This window comes from Streptomyces sp. NPDC046876 (assembly GCF_040645035.1).
GTDB lineage: Bacteria > Actinomycetota > Actinomycetes > Streptomycetales > Streptomycetaceae > Streptomyces.
Genome location: NZ_JBEYXK010000017.1, coordinates 17687 through 34254 on the forward strand (window position 1 = coordinate 17687; position 16568 = coordinate 34254).

Consider the following 16568-nt stretch of genomic DNA (forward strand, 5'->3'; position numbering starts at 1 on the left):
CCTAACACCCGTCGCCGAGGTTGATCCCGGACGCGGCGGCCGAGTACACGACCCACAGCTGGATCAGCTCCATGGGAATCGCCAACACGCTGAACCACACGGTGGTGCCGGCAAGCAGTCCCGGCCAGGACTCCCCGAGTCGGAGGCCGTACCGGCCGCGCAGTCGGCGCGCGAGCAGCACGCATACTGCCACCGCCGCCACGCCGAGGACCACACCGGCCCAGCCGGCGGCGTACCCCGCCATCGGGTAGGGCAGATGCCGACAGGCTTCCTCCTGCCGGTCGGCCCACTCGTCCTGGATCCCCTGCGTGTGCAGGGAGGCCGCCACACCCGCCACGACCAGGACCGGCACCATCAGTGCTGCTGTCACGGTGCCGATGGTGACGTCGCGCGGGCGCGCGGCGGGCGCCTGCCGCGCCGTGCGGTGTGGGCGGCTAACCACAGTCACCGAGGATCGGCCCCGACACGTCGGGGCTGTAGGTGGTCCAGAGCATGAACAGTTCCAGCAGAATCGCCAGAACGTTGAGCATGGTGCAGACGAAAGCCAAGAGCCCCGGCCAGGTGTCCCAGAGCCGGAGGCCGCAGCGTCGGCGGATCCACCGGGCGAGCAGCACGCAGACGGCCATGGCCGACAGGCCGAGGAGCAGTCCCGACCACGCGACGACGTATTCCATCTTCGGGAAGGGCATGTGCCGGCAGGCCGCCTGCTGCCGGTGTACCCAGTCCATGTCGATGTCTTCGGCGCGCAACGAGGTGGCCACACCGAGAACGGTGAGGACCGGCCCGAGCAGTGCCGTGACCACCATGCCGGGCGTGACCGTGCGGCCCGGCGCAGCGCCCGACGCCGCGGCGGAGGAGGAGATTTCCATCAGTACCAATTCGGGTGGGGTCGGACGATGTGGATGCGCTGCTCGCCGCGGTTCCTGGTGGCGACGTGTTCGCGGCTGTCCAGGCTCACGTTCTGGAACGAGCTGGTGTGCTGGGTCAGTTTGACGTCACCGTCAGGTCCGGCCGTCGCGCACCGCTTCAGCGCCGCGGCGGAGGCCCAGCCGTGGTGGCCGTCGGCTGCCGTGTCGCTCGAGTCGAGGGATTTGCGGAGGTTCTCCAGCGCCTTTGCGGCCGCGGAGTCGGTCCCTCCTGCGCTTTGCCGCACGTAGTGCGTCTTGATGTGTATGTCCACGAAGTCCCCCATGAGTGGTTTGGGGAACACCCTGGCGCCGACTACGTGTTCGGCTTGTCGCTGGTGTGGTGGAGCTCCGCGCCGCTGACGAGCAGGGCGCCCCCGCTCCTGTCGCGGGAACCGTGCAACGGTCGACGGTGCGGCTGGGCGCGCGTCGCATCACCGGAATGATCAGGAGGGGGAGCCCTGTCGTGGGTGGGGGAGTGTGTTCCTGCGGTGCGGGAGGAGCATGAAGCCGGACGGGACGCACGGCCCTGCAAGGGCGCCGGCTCCCGCGGGCCGCCCGGGTGGGGCGGCCCTTTTGCCGGGGCGGCGTCGGTGGCCGGGTCAGATGCCGGCCGTCTCCGTCCAGAGGTGGGCCAGGGACTCGTCGCCCGTGATGCCCGGGCCCGTCAGCGGGAGCCGGTTCCACAGGGCCGCGTACAGCCAGGCCGCGTCGGCGGTCACCTCGCAGTCCGCCGGGCCCGCGTCGCCGAGGACAGCGCGGGGCGGCTCCTGCGACAGGTGGACGGTCCACACCGCGCCCGTGTCGGCGGCCCGGATCCGCAGCGTCCGCGGTCGGTCCGTCCGTACGCGGCTGCGAGGGCGGGCGTGGAAGCCGGTGAGCAGCTCGTCCACGCCGTCCTCGGCGAACTCCGGGGCCACCGGCGAGAAGGCCAGGCCGAGCGCCGCCTCGGCGTCCATCCGGTGCACGGTGGTCTCGTGCGCCTGGCGCCGCGCCCAGAACGCCAGCGGCGACGGCGGGGCCGTCGGCAGGAAGGTCCAGCACTGGACGTCGGCCGGCGCCTCGGCCAGCGTCCGGACCAGGGCCGCATGCCCCTCCCGAAACCAGGACAGCAGCTCGGCGCCCACCAGCTCGGGCGCCTCGGGGAACGGGCCCGGCTCCACGGCCGCGTCCCGCACGTACGAGGCCGCCCAGCGGTGCACCGCGCCGGTGTGCCGCAGCAGGTCGGTGATCCGCCACGAGGGGCACGTGGGCACCAGGGCGTCCGTCCCCGCCCGTTCCGCCTGCTCGGCGAGCAACTCGCCCTCCCGCTCCAGGGTCTCCACGAATTCGGTGATCTTCATATGGGCAGTCTTCCAGCCACCACCGACAATGGGGGCATGAACGGGGAACTCTTCCCGCGCGAGCGGACCGAGATCGTCCCCGGCGCCGTGCACGTGCCCGACTGGCTCGGCCCCGGCCGCCAGCGCGAGCTGCTGGCCGCCTGCCGGGTGTGGGCGCGGCCGCCCGCCGGACTGCGTACGGTCCGCACCCCGGGCGGCGGCACGATGACCGCCCGCCAGGTCTGCCTCGGACTGCACTGGTATCCGTACGCGTACGCGCGCACCGTCGTGGACGGGGACGGAGCCCCGGTCAAGCCGATGCCGGGCTGGCTCGCGCAGCTGGGGCGCGATGCCGTGGCCGCCGCGTACGGCGAGGGCGTCGCCGTGCCCCCGTACGACATCGCGCTGATCAACTTCTACGACGGGGACTCCCGCATGGGCATGCACCGCGACGCCGAGGAGAAGTCCCCGGCGCCGGTGGTCTCCCTGAGCCTCGGGGACACCTGCGTCTTCCGCTTCGGCAACACCGACAACCGCGGCCGGCCCTACCGGGACGTGCAGCTGTGCAGCGGGGACCTCTTCGTCTTCGGCGGGCCGGCGCGGCTGGCCTACCACGGGGTGCCGAAGGTCCTGCCCGGCACCGGTCCGCGGGGGCTCGGGCTCAGCGGGAGGCTGAACATCACCCTCCGGGTCAGCGGGCTGGACCTGCCGGGCGGCTGACCGCCGGGCGGTCCCGGGTCGGCCGGGTCGCCGCGCACCCCGCCGATCATGCGAGGATCGCTGTCATGAACGGCAACGGGGCCCCGCCGCGGGTGGGGGACGGGACCACGGCATCCACGGCATCCACGGCGTCCGCAGCGTCCACGGAGTCCGCGGCTTCCGCGGGATCCGCGGCGTCCGCCAGGAGCAAGCTGGAGCGGGGCCGCGGCGCCCTCGGCCCGGCGCTGGAGCTCGTCCACACCGGCCGGGCCCCGACCCGGGCGGTCCTGACGGCCGAGCTCGGCGTCACGCGCGCCACCGCCGGGGCCGTCGCCGCCGAGCTGGAGGCGCTCGGCCTGATCCGCGTCGACTCCCGCCCCGGCGGCACGGGCGGCGGCGCCCAGGGCCGGCCCTCGCACCGGCTCTCCATCGACGAGAACGGCCCCGTGGCCCTCGCCGCACAGGTGCACCCGGACGGGTTCCGGGCCGCACTCGTCGGCCTCGGCGGGCGGATCGTCGCCACTGCGCCCGGCAAGATCACCGTCTCTGCGGACCCGGCGCAGGTGCTGGGCGCGGTCGTGGAGGCGGGCGCCGCCCTGCTCGCCGAGACCGGCCGGCGCTGCATCGGCGCCGGGCTGGCGGTCCCGTCGGCGGTCGCCGAGCCCGACGGTACGGCGCTCAACCCGCTGCACCTCGCCTGGCCGGCCGGTGCGCCGGTACGGGCCATCTTCGAGCAGCGCGTCAAGGCCGCCGGGATCGACGGGCCGGCCCTGGCCGGGAACGACGTCAACCTCGCCGCGCTCGCCGAGCACCGGCACGGCGCGGGCCGCAGCGCGCAGCACCTGCTGTGCGTGGCCACCGGGCACCGCGGGGTGGGTGGGGCCCTGGTACTGGACGGGCGCCTGCACAGCGGGAGTTCGGGCCTGGCGCTGGAGGTCGGCCACCTCACCGTCAACCCGGAGGGGCGGGCCTGCCACTGCGGGGGGCGCGGCTGCCTGGACGTGGAGGCCGATCCGCTGGCCTTCCTCACCGCGGCGGGCCGCACCCCGGGGCCGGAGGTGTCGCTGCTCCAGCAGGCGCGCGACCTGCTCCGGGAGGAATACGGGCAGCCGGCGGTACGGGCCGCCGCGGAGGAGCTCATCGACCGGCTGGGCCTGGGGCTCGCCGGGCTGGTGAACATCCTGAACCCGGACCGGATCATCCTGGGCGGGCTGCACCGGGAGCTGCTGTACGCGGACCCGGAGCGGCTGCGGGCGGTGGTCGCCGACCGCAGCCTGTGGGGGCGGAGCGGGGGAGTGCCGATCCTGCCGTGCACGCTGGACCACAACAGCCTGGTGGGGGCCGCGGAGCTGGCCTGGCAGCCGGTGCTGGACGATCCGCTGGGGGCGCTGGGGGCGGCCGCCGCGTAGGGGCTTTCCGTCCGGCGCCGTCCGGCGCCGCCCGGCCCGCCGGCCCGCCGGCCTCGGCCGGGCCGCTACCCGGGGCCGATGACGGTCGGCGCCCTCAGGGTCAGGCCGCCACTGGCCCCGCCGGGCCCGGGGGAGCCGACTGCGCCGCCGGAGCCCCGTTCCGCCGGGCCGCCCGCCCCCGACGCGGCATCGGCGCCCGCCGTGCCGGCTGCGGTGGCGTGCGGCGCGGGGTGCGTGCCGGGGCTCCGCCCCAGACCCCGCGCCTCAAATGCCGGCGGGGCTGGGGTTGCCGCCGGGGCCGGGTTAGCTGGCGAGGCTGGGTTTGCGGGTGGGGCTGGGTGTGCTGCCGGGGCCGTTGGCGCGGCGGGAGTGTGGGCCGCCGGGTGTGTGGGGGTGCCGGCCGTGCCGGGGCTCCGCCCCAGACCCCGCGCCTCAAACGCCGGCGGGGCTGGGGTTGCCGCCGGGGCCGGGTTAACCGCCGGGGCCGGGTTTGCCGGCGGGGCTGGGTATGCCGCCGGGGACGGGTTTGGCGCCGCGGTGCCTGTCGTGGACAGGAGTACGGACGGGGTGCGGTTCGGTGCGGGTGGGGCTGGGTCTGACGTGGTGGAGGCGGTCACCGGGATGCGGTCCGGCGGGGTGGTCGCCACCACCACCGGGCGGCGGGCCGTGGCCGACGGCGTCGGTGTCGGCGTCGGCAGCGGGGCCGCGGGGGGCGTTGCGCCCACCGGGGCTCCGGGTGGCCTCGGCCGGGGGCGGGTCGGGGCGGCTCTCAGGGAGAACCAGACCACCTTGCCGGGGCCGTCCGGCTGATGCCGTGCCCCCCAGGCCTCGCTGACCGCCTCGACGAGCGCGAGGCCGCGCCCGCTGGTCTCCAGCGCGTCCGCGGCGGCCGCCCGCAGGACGGGGAGGCGCGGGTCGCTGTCGTACACCGAGACCGTCAGCCGCCCCAGCCGCAGCTCGATCTCGACCGTGCACGTCTTGTCCGGCTGCGCATGGCGGTGGACGTTGCTCAGCAGCTCGGTCACCCCCAGCGCAGCCCGGTCTATGAGCGGATCCAGCTGCCAGTGGCGCAATTGCGCCGAAACGATCCTCCGGATCTGCCCGATCCGGGACGGCAAGGCCTGCAGTTCGACGACGCAGTGCCTGCGTGAGTGACTGATCACGGCTGCGACTCCCCGACATGAGTGTTACGGGTGCTGCACCCTCAGTAATGCTCCACCAGGGTCACCCACGGTGCCCGCGGATGCAACCGAACGCGATCGAAAGCGATCCGCATGGATACCCAAAGTGACTGTTTGTGCAGGTGAGAGAGGTACATTGCGAAAGCAGGGGGCGAAGAACCGCACGAAGGAGCAAGGCGCATGAGCACCACCCGTACCACCGCCGGTACGACGGCCACCACGGCCACGACGGTCGACGTCGACCGTAGCGACGCGGACTACCGCGCCTGGCTGAACGAAGCCGTCCGCAAGGTCCAGGCGGACGCCAACCGCTCCGCCGACACGCACCTGCTGCGCTTCCCGCTCCCCGAGGCGTGGGGCATCGACCTGTACCTCAAGGACGAGTCCACGCACCCCACGGGCTCCCTCAAGCACCGCCTGGCGCGCTCGCTGTTCCTCTACGCCCTGTGCAACGGCTGGATCCGCCCCGGACGCCCCGTCATCGAGGCCTCCTCCGGCTCGACGGCCGTCTCCGAGGCGTACTTCGCCAAGCTCATCGGCGTACCGTTCATCGCCGTCATGCCGCGCACGACCAGCCCGGAGAAGTGCCGCCTGATCGAATTCCACGGCGGGGAATGCCACTTCGTCGACGACCCGATGAAGATGTACGAGGAGTCGGCGAACCTCGCCGCCCGCACCGGCGGCCACTACATGGACCAGTTCACCTACGCGGAGCGCGCGACGGACTGGCGCGGCAACAACAACATTGCAGAATCGATGTACCAGCAGCTGCGCCTGGAGCGTTACCCCGAGCCCGCCTGGATCGTGGCCACTGCCGGCACCGGCGGTACCTCGGCGACCATCGCCCGCTACGTGCACTACATGCAGTACGACACCCGCATCTGCGTCCCGGACCCGGAGAACTCCTGCTTCTTCGACGGCTGGACCCGCAACGACCCCCACGCGAGCAGCGATTGCGGCTCCCGCATCGAGGGCATCGGCCGGCCCCGGATGGAGCCCAGCTTCGTGCCGGGCGCCATCGACCGGATGATGAAGGTGCCGGACGCGGCGAGCGTCGCCGCCTGCCGCGCCCTGGAGCAGGCCATAGGCCGCAAAGCCGGCGGCTCCACCGGCACGGGCGTGTGGAGCGCGCTGAAGATCATCTCGGAGATGGTGGCGGAGGGCCGCACGGGCAGCGTCGTCACCCTGCTGTGCGACCCGGGCGACCGCTACCTCGACAAGTACTACTCGGACGAGTGGGTGGCCGCGCAGGGCCTGGACATCGCCCCGTACGAGAAGACCATCGCGACCCTGCTGGAGACCGGGGTGTGGCGCGAGCCCGGCCTCGCCTGACCCGCCGCATCCGACAGCCGAGGCCGCCCGCCTCAGCGGCCGCCGCTCCAACGGCGTTCCGACAGGCGGGCGTCCAGGGCGCGGACCGCGGTGCGGAACGAGTGCCCGAGGCCCGGGCGGGCGCCGGCGAGGGCGAGGAGGAACGGGGCCGAGCCGTCCGCGGCGAACGTCCAGCGGACCTCGCTCCCGGGACCCGTGGCGGCCGGGGTGAGCCGCCACTCCTCCAACAGGGCCCGCACCCCGGGGACATTGGTCTCGTCGACCCGGTACGCGTAGCGCCGCTCGGGGTCGGCCGCCATGATCTTCTCCCGGAACCACACCCCGCCCCGCAGCCGCACCTCCCGGCCGGCGCCGCCGTCCGCCGGCCGGGCGAGGGTCACCGCCCCGAACCACTGCGGCCAGCCCTCGACCTCCTCGGCCAGCGCCCGGTACACGGCCTCGGGCGGTGCGGCCGTGCGGGCGGTGAAGGACGGGCGGAACGGGGCGCTGCCGGTGAAGTCCAGCCCCACCGGGCGGAGACTGCGAGCCATGGCCTGCCTCCTGAGGAGTCCGTTGTGCGCGGGTGCGCGGGTGCGCCTGTGTGCGGGTGCGCCTGGTGTGCCTGGTGCCGCCTGGTGTGCTCGGGGTGCCGGATCTGCCTGCGGCAGAGAGTAGTTGATGCTCTGTCAGGTTACCTCGTGCGGCAGCCGGCATCGCCCGTACAGGGGCTATGCGTGCGGCCCCCCGCGCGGGATGCTGGACCTGCGCCGATGCCGCCCCGTGAGCGGAGACCGCCGTGCCGGACCACCCTCAGACCCCGCACCTCCTCGCCCTCGAACTCCTCGCCCCGCCCCGGCCCCTGGCCCTGGAACTCCGCGTCCACGGCGTGCACGGCGCGTCCCCCGACGAGCTGCTCGACGACCCGCGCACCGTCCGGGTCACCGGTGACGCGACCGCCGCCGTCTTCCGCCGCGCCGCCGACGCCGACGCCGAGTCCCATCCCGAGCGCTATGCCGGCCGGCCCGTCGTGGAGGCGTACTGCTGGTCCCGGCTCACCTCCGGCAACGGATCCCGCGCGCTGTGGCTGCTGCTCCTGCCGTTCATGGTCGTCAACCTCGCACACTGGGCCCGCCCCGCCGTGCCCGACGGCGCCCCGCCGCCGCGCGCGGTGCGGACGTACGGGGTCCTCGTCCGGATCCTCGCCCTCAGCCTCACCCTGCTGCTGATCGCGGCCGCCTGCGAGGTGGCGCTCGACCTCCTCGCCTGGCAGTGCGCAGGCTCCCCGGCCTGCGCCGGCTCCCGCTCCTGGCCGGGCTTCGCCCAACCCGGCCGCTGGTGGGGGCAGCCCGGGCGGCGGCTCGCGCTCGCCGCGCTGCTCCCGGCGGCGCTCACGGGGCTGCTGTGGTTCCTGTCCAACCGGACGTGGAGCGCGTACGAATCCCAGACCCCGCCCACGGACGCAGCCGGGGCCGCGGCCGCTGCCAGGCCGGGGGACGCTGCCGGGGCGCCCGGTGCCTCCGAGACCCTCGACTCCCCAGACGCGGCCCCCGCCCTCGGCCGCCCCGGATTCTGGTACGGCCGCCGGATCGTGGCCCGGCTGCGCGCCGCCCACACCGCCGCCGGGCTGCTCACCGTCGCCGCCGCCGTCGCCGTGCCCACCGCCCGCCACGACCGCACCGCCGCCGCGCCCGCCCTCGAAGCCTTCGGCTGGGCCGTGGAGTTCCTGCTCACCCTCGCGGCCGCCGCCGTCGCCTGGGTGGTCTGCCGGCGCGGCCGCACCGAGGCCCGGGCCGACCACCGCCTCGACGGGGCCGCCGTCACCTGGCTGCCCGCCGCCGCGCTCGCCCTCCTCGCCACCGCCTTGGTGTACGCCTGCTGGTCCCGCCCCGGATGGATCTCCTCCGGCCGGCTCCCCGGCGACTTCGCCTTCGGCGCGCTCATGCTGGGACAGGGCTGCTGCGCCCTGCTCCTCGCCGCCGTCGCCCTCCGCCTCCACCGCCTCGCACCCGACCCGGAAACCGCCCTGTCCGGGCTCGGCGGCCCTGCCATCGCCCTCCTCGGCTGCGCCCTCGGCGGCGTCATGTCCGGCGGGGTCGCCCAGCGCGTCGCCGACTGGCTCGACGGCAGCAGCAACGGCGCCACCGCCGTGCCCGCCCCGCCCGTGCTGCTGTCCTGGCAGGCCGCCGTCCTGCCCCCGCTGCTCCTGGTCCTCGCGCTGCTCGCGGCCGTCGTCGTGGTCCGCGCCCTCCTCTCCCGGCGCCGGATCGCCCCCGGCGTGGCCGCCGAGTACCCGGGCGAAGCCCCGGATGCGGACCGCAGCCGCCGCATCGCCGGGGTCCGGGCCGCCGCCGCGCTCACCGACTCCGCACCCTGGTTCGTCGCCGCCGTCGCCGGGACCACCCTGCTGCTCGGCGCGGGCGCCCTGACCGGGGCGTGGCTGAGCGGGCAGGTCCCTGGCGAGGCCGCCCGCGGCACGCACCCGCTGTTGGAGGCCGCCGCCCGGGCCGCCCAGGACGCCGGGTCCTGGCTGATCGGTTTGGGCTTCCTGCTCTTCGTCACCTGGGGCCGGCGCGCCTACCGCGACCCTGCCGCCCGCCGCACCATCGGCGTGCTGTGGGACGTCGGCACCTTCTGGCCGCGCGCCGCCCACCCCTTCGCCCCGCCCTGCTACGCCGAGCGGGCCGTGCCCGACCTGACCTGGAGGATGACCGGCTGGACCGGCCGCACCGGCGGCCGCCTGGTGATCTCCGGCCACTCCCAGGGCAGTGTCCTCGCGGCCGCCGCCGTCTGGCAGCTGCCGCCGCACGTCCGCCGCCGCGTCGCCCTGCTCACGTACGGCTCCCCGCTGCGCCGCCTCTACGGGCGCTGGTTCCCGGCCTACTTCGGGCCCGGCCCGCTCCTGGCCCTGCACCGGCAGGTCGACTGCTGGCGCAACCTGTGGCGGGCCACCGACCCGATCGGCGGCCCCGTCGCCGCCCGCGCCGGGCAGGACGCCGGGGACGCCGGGTACGCCGAGAACGTTGACCGGGGCCCGCTCGCCGACCCGCTCGCCTACGGGCGCAGCGCCCGCCACCCGCTCCCGGCGCCCGTCCTCGGCCACTTCGACTACCAGGCCGACCCCGCCTTCGCCGCCGAACGCGACGCCCTGCTGGCCCGCCTGGCCGGCCCGCCCGCACCGCAGGACCAGCGGGATCAGCGGGATCAGCAGCACCAGCAGCACCAGGAAGTCCGGCAGGCCCGGCCCGTCCCGTCCGTCCCGCCCGGTGTCCCGGCCCCGCGGATCAGCAAGGAGCCGGCAGCGCCGGGAGATCCTCCGCGAACAGCAGGGTGAGCTCGTCGGTGTCCGGATCCGCCAGCTGCGCCACCCGCCCCGCGTGCCGCTCGACCATCGACTCGAAGGTCTGCCGCGCGGTCCGCCCGTTCCCGAACGCCGGACCCTTCGGCAGCTCCGTGAAGTACCTCAGCAGCGCCGCGGCCGTGCCCTCGCCGAGCCGGTACTCGTGCTCCTCCGCCTGCTGTTCCACGATCCGCAGCAGCTCCTCGGGGCTGTAGTCGCCGAAGGTGATGGTCCGGGAGAAGCGCGAGGCGACGCCCGGATTGACGGTCAGGAAGCGGTCCATCTCCGCCGTGTATCCGGCGACGATCACCACGACGGCGTCCCGGTGGTCCTCCATCAGCTTCACGAGGGTGTCGATCGCCTCCCGCCCGAAGTCCCGACCCGAGTCCTCGGGGGCCAGCGCGTACGCCTCGTCGATGAACAGGACGCCGCCGCGGGCCCGCTCGAAGGCCTCCTGCGTCCGGATGGCGGTGGACCCGATGTGCTCGCCGACCAGGTCCACGCGGGAGACCTCGACGAGGTGGCCGCGTTCCAGGACGCCGAGCGAGGCGAGGATCTCGCCGTACAGCCTGGCCACCGTGGTCTTGCCGGTGCCGGGGGAGCCGGTGAAGACCAGGTGGCGGCGGACGGAGGCGGCCTTCAGGCCCGCCTGCTGCCGCCGCCGGCCCACCTCGATCATGTCGGTGAGCGCACGCACCTCCCGCTTGACGCTCTCCAGCCCCACCAGCGCCTCGAGCCGCTCGAGCACCGCACCTGACCCCGTCCGCACCGGCCCCCGGTCCGGCCGGTCCGCCGCATCCGCACGGGGCTCACCGCCCGCCGGGCGCGACCCCGGCAGCCGCGCCGCCTCCCCGGCGGGGGAGGGTTCCGCGCCGCCCTGCCGAGCGGTGAGCGTACGGCCGCCCGGCCACCCCCCGTCCGCCCACTCACCGTCCGCCCGCTCCCCGGCGGCCCCGCCGCCCGGCCCCGGCCGGTCGGCGGCGAAGCGGGACGCCGGATCGTCCGCGGTGCAGCCCTCGGCGAGGGGCCCGTCCTCCGCGAACTCGTACCCTCCCCGCGCGCAGCGCTCGGTGCGGCAGCGGGTCAGCGTGGTGCGGCAGCCGTCGAGGACGTGGAACCCGAAGCCGGAGCTGTCGGTCACCCGGCAGCCGTGGAAGCTCCCCCGGCCGCCGGCCGACACGTAGAACCCGGCCTCGGCGGGCGAGGTGACCGTGCACCGCTCCACCGACGGATCGGCGCCCTTGGTGACGATGACCCCGGTCTGGACGCGGTCGATGGTGCTGCCCGCGAGGGTGCCGCCGCTGCCGTGGTCGCGGAACCAGGCCCCGGTCCCCGCCTCCCGGATCCGGCAGTCGTCGACCTGCACGGTCGCCCCGTCGCTCACCGAGACGGCGGTGTTGCGCACCTGCGACAGATCGCTGTCGACCACATCGGCCCGCGAGCCGCGGTCGAGGACGAACACCGCGTCGGGCACGTCGTGCACCCGGCAGGAGGTCAGCGAGGCGGTCGCCCCGTCGCTGATCCACACCGCGGGGTAGTCCCCGGTGCTGTCGTGGATCTCGCAGGACTCGGCGTCCACCCGCGTGCCCGGGTCCCACACGGACAGGCCGTTGCGGCCGAAGCGGCGCACGGTGGTGCGGGAGAGGGTGAGCACCGAACGGGACCGCAGGTCGACCGCGTTCTCGGGGATGTCGTGGATGTCGCAGCCGGAGAGGGTGAGCACGGCGTCCGTGTCGAGGGTGATGCCGTCCGCGGTGGTGCGGTGGACCATGCAGTCGGTGAGGCGGGCGGCCGCCCGGGCGGCGATCTGCACGCCGGTGCCCTTGATCTCGTACACTTCGCAGCCCAGAGCCTCCAGCCCAGAGCCCTCGCCCGTGACGGCGATGCCCGCGCCCGAGGCGTGGTGGACCCGGCAGCGCTCCAGGCGCGGGTGCCCGCCGCCGCGCACCGAGAACCCGCTCTGGCCGGCGGCGACGACCTCGCACTCCTCGAACACCCCGCCGCCGCCGTCGACCACGGCGATCCCGACGCCCGACGGGTTCTCCACCGTGCACCGGCGCACCAGCGGCCGGGCCCCGCCGCGCACCTCGATGCCGGCCGCCGAACGGGTGCTCACCCTCAGGTCGGTCAGTTCGGGGGAGCCCTCCTCCACCAGCAGCGCGGGCGCAGCCCGGTCCTGGCCCTCCAGGTACAGGTCCTGCACCACGGCCGAGGCCCTCAGGGTCAGCGCGACCCCGTCGGGCGGCGCGATCCGTACCGAACCGGCCCCGCCGCCCTCCGGCCCGCGCAGGGTGACGGCGTGGTGCAGCACCAGGTTCTCCCGGTAGGTGCCCGGGGCGAGGGACAGCACGTCCCCGTCGCCCGCGGCGGCGAGCGCGGCGGCCAGTGTCGGATACTCACCGGAGCGGCGCCGCCACCGCGAGGACCCGCCGTGCGTCACCTGGACCGTGCCGTGTGCCATGGTGCTGTTGTGCCCCCGCCCTCGTCCTTGCGCTCTCGAAGCGACTGAAGCGACCGAACCCGCCGGAGCCGCATCCGGCGCCCCGCGGTGGACGCCTCCGGCCACCGAGGGCGGCCCACGGCAACCGCTCCGACCGCTCCACCGTAGCGCGCGGGAGGCCGCGGGGCCGCCAGGTCAACTGCCCGCGCCCGCCCGGCCCCAGTCCGGTCCCGCCGCGGCCCAGGCCCGGTCCAGCCGCCGGTAGCGCAGGTGCACGAGCCGCCGTACGACGAGCCGGCGCACCGTCTCCACCAGCGCGGCGGCGCCGATCGCGGCGGCCAGGCCCGCGACCGCGGCGTGCGCACTGGCCATGGACGAGTCGAGCGGGCGCCCCACGAGCCGGCCCCGCAGATCGGTCCATATCCGGAACCGGTCGCCGGCCTGCGGCGGTTCCTCCGCCGCCGGGACCGTGCCCTCGTGGCTGCTGCCGTCCGGGGCGGTCCACGACGCCACGATCTGAGTCCGCTGCGGGGTCTGCCGCTGCGCCGCCGGATCCGCGGCCGCGCCCGTGGGCGGCTCCGCGGCCGGCCGGACCACCACCGCCGGGACCAGGTACCGCTCCTGCTGCTGTACGCGCGCGGCCTGCTGCAGCGCCCCGTCCACCTCCAGGCCGGTCACGCAGCCGACGGCCGGGGCCACCAGCAGGACGCACACCAGCGCGGTGAACGCCAGCCAGGCCTCGAAGAGATCGGTCGGCCGCCGCAGCGGATTGCGCCGCCAGCGCCACACACCCATTGCTGTCCACACGGTCCGGCCCCCCAACTTGTGCCAGCCTCCGTCTGCCTGCCGTCCAAGCCTCTCGCACACCCCGGCGACGCGCATTCCGGGACTCGCGAAGGACGTGTCACCCGATCCGGTGCACGTCCCCCGTACCTCGTGCGACACGTTTCGACTGATCCAACGGCATCTGCTGGGCTCTTGGTTCCAGCGTGTGCGCAGAGCCCCTCGAAGGTGTCATTCCAGGACGCGGACCTCGTCGCCGACGCGCACCGTTCCCGTCCGCACCGGCACCAGCTGCCGGCCGAACGCCAGTGACTTGCCGATCCGCCGGTGCCTGGCCAGGGTCTTGAGCGGCTCCTTGCCGCCCTCGGCCGTCCGCTGGTCGGTCGTGGTCACGATGCAGCGGCCGCACTCGCGCACGCCGCGGAAGACGGCGTCGCCGATCGCGATCCGCCGCCAGCCGTCCTCGGCCCACGCCTCGGCCCCGGCGACCACCAGGTTGGGCCGGAAGCGGTTCATCGGCAGCGGGCCCTCCTCGGGGTGGCCGCCCTGCGCGATCAGCGCGTTGAGGGCGTCCAGGGACGCCAGGGTGGTGAGCAGCACCGGGTAGGCGTCGGCGAGGCTCACCGTCTCGCCGGGCAGCGCGTGATCGGGGTCCACGGGGCGCCGCACGGCGGGGTCGTCCAGGTGCACGAGCCGCGCCGGCACGCCGAGGTAGGTGCTGAACCAGTCGGCCGCGGCGGCCGCCGCGACCACGGTCTCGACCTTCTTGCCGAACAGGACGACCGGCTCCAGCGGCCCGGGCTCCGGCACGTCGACCACCAGCTCGGACATGCCCGGTGCCGACAGCGCGACCCTGCCCCCCGCAAGGGGACGCGCGGCGGCCAACGCCAGCCGGGGCTGCTGGCGTTGGGTGATGACCGTGCCCTCGGTGTCGACGAGCGCCCAGCGGCGGTCCCCGGAAAAGCCCCATGGCTCCACGGCCACCTCGTCGGGAGCTGTCCCCGCTACCGACTTGACGGGGTGGACGTGGAGCGCATGGACGGAGAGGTTCGACATGGGAGCATCCTGCCAGGAGCCCCGCCGCCCTCCCAAGGGAGCGCCGGCCGGCCTCCCGTCAGTACCCGCGCTGCTGGTACGGGCGGCCGTACGGGTCCTCGTACGTGGCGGCCGGGACGGGGGTCGGGACCTGCATCGGGCGCGGCGCGGCCGGGCGCATGGCCTCGTACCCGGTGGCCGCGGCCATCGGACGGGGCTGCTGCGGCTGGGCCTGCTGCATGTACGCCGCGCGGGCCGCCACCGGCTGCTGCTGCGGGATGTACGGCGCGGGCGCGTTCTGCAGGGGCATGGGCGCGGGCGCGGCCTGCCCCTGGTACGGGTAGCCGTACCCGCCGGTCTGCTGCTGCTGGGGCGCTGCCGGGGGCAGCGCGGCCGGCAGCGCGGGCAGCGCGGAGGGGAGGGCCGGGACGTAGCCACCGCTCGAATAGCCCGTGCTCGGGGAGTCGTAGGCGGCCGGAACCCGGATCGGGGCGATCTGCGGAGTCCCGCGTTCCGCCACGAGCGAGTCGTAGATGGGGGTGTCCGGGAAGGAGGGCGCGGAGTAGTAGCCGCCGCCATAAGTGGAGCGGGGGGAGGTCATGGGACATAAGTTAAGCCCACGACTTCACGGGGTCCATAGCGAGGTGTGACGAACGCCGCGCTGACCTGCATCTTCGCAGGTCAGCGCCACACCTTTCACTTCACGTTCACGTGCACGATTCGTCTCTTGCGTCCCATCTTGCTCCGACTCGTGCTCGGTGGTTGGGTGTTGCACCGACATGTTGCTGACAGAGCGTCACACCTCGGTGACCTGCGATGACATCGGGAGGAGGGCGGTTCCGCGGTTTCAGGCGTCGCTCGGGCGGGCATAGGTACGGCCCTTCCAGGCCGCCCCGCGCCCCCGGTAGTGCTGCACGGCCGAGTCGACGGTCATCAGCAGGTACAGCAGGGCCGTGAGCGGAAGCAGCGGAGCCAGCGCCGCGGGCTGCCGGTAGTAGCGCAGCATCGGCAGGTACGTGCCCGCCATCAGCAGCCAGGCCAGCCCCCCGGCCCACGCGGCTGCCGGGCGCCCGGCCGCCAGCCCCGCGAAGAGGGCGGCCGGGGGCACCAGGTAGACCAGGACCAGCCCGGCCACCGTCCCGGCCAGCAGCATCGGCCGGTGGCGCAGTTGTGCGTACGCGCTGCGCGAGACCATCCGCCACAGGTCGGCCAGGGCCGGGTACGGACGCACGCTGTCCACCCGCTCCGCGAGGCCCAGCCAGATCCGGCCGCCGGAGCGCCGCACCGCCCGGGCCAGGGAGACGTCGTCGATGACGGCCTGCCGGATCGACTCCGGGATCCCGGCCCGTACGGCGGCCTCCGTGCGCAGCAGCACGCAGCCGCCGGCCGCGGCGGCGGTCCGGCCGGTGGGGCGGTTGATCCGGCGGAAGGGGTACAGCTGGGCGAAGAAGTAGACGAACGCCGGAACGACGAGCCGCTCCCACGCGCCGGCGACGCGCAGCCGGGCCATCTGCGACACGAGGTCGAGGCCCGCGCTGGTCGCGGCGGCGACCAGCTCGCGCAGGCTGTCCGGCTCGTGCGCGATGTCGGCGTCGGTGAGCAGGAGGAACTCCGGCTCGGTGGCGTGGGCGGTGCGGGCGAGCGCGATGCCGTGGCGCAGGGCCCACAGCTTGCCGGTCCAGCCCGGCTCGGGCTCCCCGGGCGAGGCGACCGTGAGCGGGAGGCCGGGGTGCTCGCGGGCCAGGCGCAGGGCGAGGGCGCCCGTGCCGTCCGTGCTGCCGTCGTCGACCAGGATGATCTCGGCCTCGCCGGGATAGTCCTGCGCGATCAGCGACACCAGGCTGCAGGGCAGGACCTCGGCCTCGTCGCGGGCCGGGACCACGATGGCCACCGCCGGCCAGTGGGCGGGGGCGGTGCGGGGCGGGAGGCGGACGTCGGTCCGCCAGAACATGCCCTGGGCGAGGGTGAGCCAGATCCAGGCGGTGAGGGAGGCGCAGGCGGCGGCGCTGAGGAGGCCCATGCCCAAGCAGTGTGCCGAAGCGGGCGCGGCCTGTCCCGTATGCACGCCGGGTCGGGTGGCGCGGCTCGGTGTGGGCTCGCCGCTGCGCGGGGCCGTTCCCCTCCCCGCCCCTTCTCCCCCAGCTAC

General features: G+C 75.0%; 14 protein-coding genes and 1 pseudogene. 4 read left to right on the top strand and 11 right to left on the bottom strand.

Annotation, left to right across the window (positions count from 1 at the left end):
* Window position 1: 1 nt before the first annotated feature.
* The 4 genes from ABZ924_RS12820 to ABZ924_RS12835 form a co-directional block, all read right to left on the bottom strand.
* Window positions 2–370, bottom strand: a complete 369-nt coding sequence (locus ABZ924_RS12820; protein WP_361907532.1) for a hypothetical protein — start codon at window positions 368–370, stop codon at window positions 2–4.
* A gap of 64 nt (window positions 371–434) precedes the next feature.
* Window positions 435–869 carry a hypothetical protein gene (locus ABZ924_RS12825; RefSeq protein WP_361907534.1) on the bottom strand — a complete coding sequence of 145 codons (435 nt, stop codon included), beginning with the start codon at window positions 867–869 and terminating at the stop codon, window positions 435–437.
* Window positions 869–1180 carry a hypothetical protein gene (locus ABZ924_RS12830; RefSeq protein ID WP_361907535.1) on the bottom strand — a complete coding sequence of 104 codons (312 nt, stop codon included), beginning with the start codon at window positions 1178–1180 and terminating at the stop codon, window positions 869–871. The genes ABZ924_RS12825 and ABZ924_RS12830 overlap by 1 nt, the downstream gene beginning before the upstream one ends.
* Before the next feature lie 327 nt (window positions 1181–1507).
* Window positions 1508–2248 (bottom strand): maleylpyruvate isomerase family mycothiol-dependent enzyme, encoded by a 741-nt coding sequence (locus ABZ924_RS12835; protein ID WP_361907537.1) that lies wholly within the window; start codon window positions 2246–2248, stop codon window positions 1508–1510.
* Window positions 2249–2284: 36 nt separating this feature from the next.
* Here ABZ924_RS12835 and ABZ924_RS12840 point away from each other — a divergent pair, with 36 nt between their 5' ends.
* Both ABZ924_RS12840 and ABZ924_RS12845 read left to right on the top strand, forming a co-directional pair.
* Window positions 2285–2947: an alpha-ketoglutarate-dependent dioxygenase AlkB gene (locus ABZ924_RS12840; RefSeq protein ID WP_361907539.1), complete on the top strand. Its 663-nt coding sequence runs from the start codon at window positions 2285–2287 to the stop codon at window positions 2945–2947.
* A 65-nt stretch (window positions 2948–3012) separates the two neighbouring features.
* Entirely contained in the window at window positions 3013–4335 is a 1323-nt protein-coding gene (locus ABZ924_RS12845; protein WP_361907541.1) for an ROK family protein, read from the top strand.
* Window positions 4336–5096: 761 nt separating this feature from the next.
* On the opposite strand, the pseudogene ABZ924_RS12850 reads toward ABZ924_RS12845, so the two are convergent.
* Window positions 5097–5498, bottom strand: a pseudogene (locus ABZ924_RS12850) (ATP-binding protein); the annotation flags it as partial.
* 198 nt (window positions 5499–5696) lie between these two features.
* Between ABZ924_RS12850 and ABZ924_RS12855 the strand changes: the two are divergent.
* Window positions 5697–6848 carry a PLP-dependent cysteine synthase family protein gene (locus ABZ924_RS12855; protein ID WP_361907543.1) on the top strand — a complete coding sequence of 384 codons (1152 nt, stop codon included), beginning with the start codon at window positions 5697–5699 and terminating at the stop codon, window positions 6846–6848.
* 32 nt (window positions 6849–6880) lie between these two features.
* On the opposite strand, the gene ABZ924_RS12860 is transcribed toward ABZ924_RS12855, so the two are convergent.
* The gene (locus ABZ924_RS12860) at window positions 6881–7378 is read right to left on the bottom strand and encodes an SRPBCC family protein (RefSeq protein WP_361907545.1); all 498 of its coding nucleotides are present in this window, start codon (window positions 7376–7378) and stop codon (window positions 6881–6883) included.
* Window positions 7379–7686: 308 nt separating this feature from the next.
* Between ABZ924_RS12860 and ABZ924_RS12865 the strand changes: the two genes are divergently transcribed.
* Window positions 7687–10158, top strand: coding sequence for a hypothetical protein (locus ABZ924_RS12865; RefSeq protein WP_361907667.1), 2472 nt, complete (start codon window positions 7687–7689; stop codon window positions 10156–10158).
* Here the strand turns inward: ABZ924_RS12865 and ABZ924_RS12870 are convergent.
* The 5 genes from ABZ924_RS12870 to ABZ924_RS12890 form a co-directional block, all read right to left on the bottom strand.
* Complete coding sequence (locus tag ABZ924_RS12870; RefSeq protein WP_361907547.1) at window positions 10109–12625, bottom strand: right-handed parallel beta-helix repeat-containing protein; 2517 nt, start codon at window positions 12623–12625, stop codon at window positions 10109–10111. The two genes, ABZ924_RS12865 and ABZ924_RS12870, sit on opposite strands and share 50 nt — an antisense overlap.
* Before the next feature lie 174 nt (window positions 12626–12799).
* Window positions 12800–13399: a hypothetical protein gene (locus tag ABZ924_RS12875; protein WP_361907549.1), complete on the bottom strand. Its 600-nt coding sequence runs from the start codon at window positions 13397–13399 to the stop codon at window positions 12800–12802.
* A gap of 219 nt (window positions 13400–13618) precedes the next feature.
* Entirely contained in the window at window positions 13619–14443 is an 825-nt protein-coding gene (locus ABZ924_RS12880; RefSeq protein ID WP_361907551.1) for an MOSC N-terminal beta barrel domain-containing protein, read from the bottom strand.
* A gap of 58 nt (window positions 14444–14501) precedes the next feature.
* Complete coding sequence (locus tag ABZ924_RS12885) at window positions 14502–15023, bottom strand: DUF6643 family protein (protein ID WP_361907553.1); 522 nt, start codon at window positions 15021–15023, stop codon at window positions 14502–14504.
* 246 nt (window positions 15024–15269) lie between these two features.
* On the bottom strand, window positions 15270–16442 hold the full coding sequence (locus tag ABZ924_RS12890; RefSeq protein ID WP_361907555.1) for a glycosyltransferase: 1173 nt from the start codon (window positions 16440–16442) through the stop codon (window positions 15270–15272).
* Window positions 16443–16568: the final 126 nt, after the last annotated feature.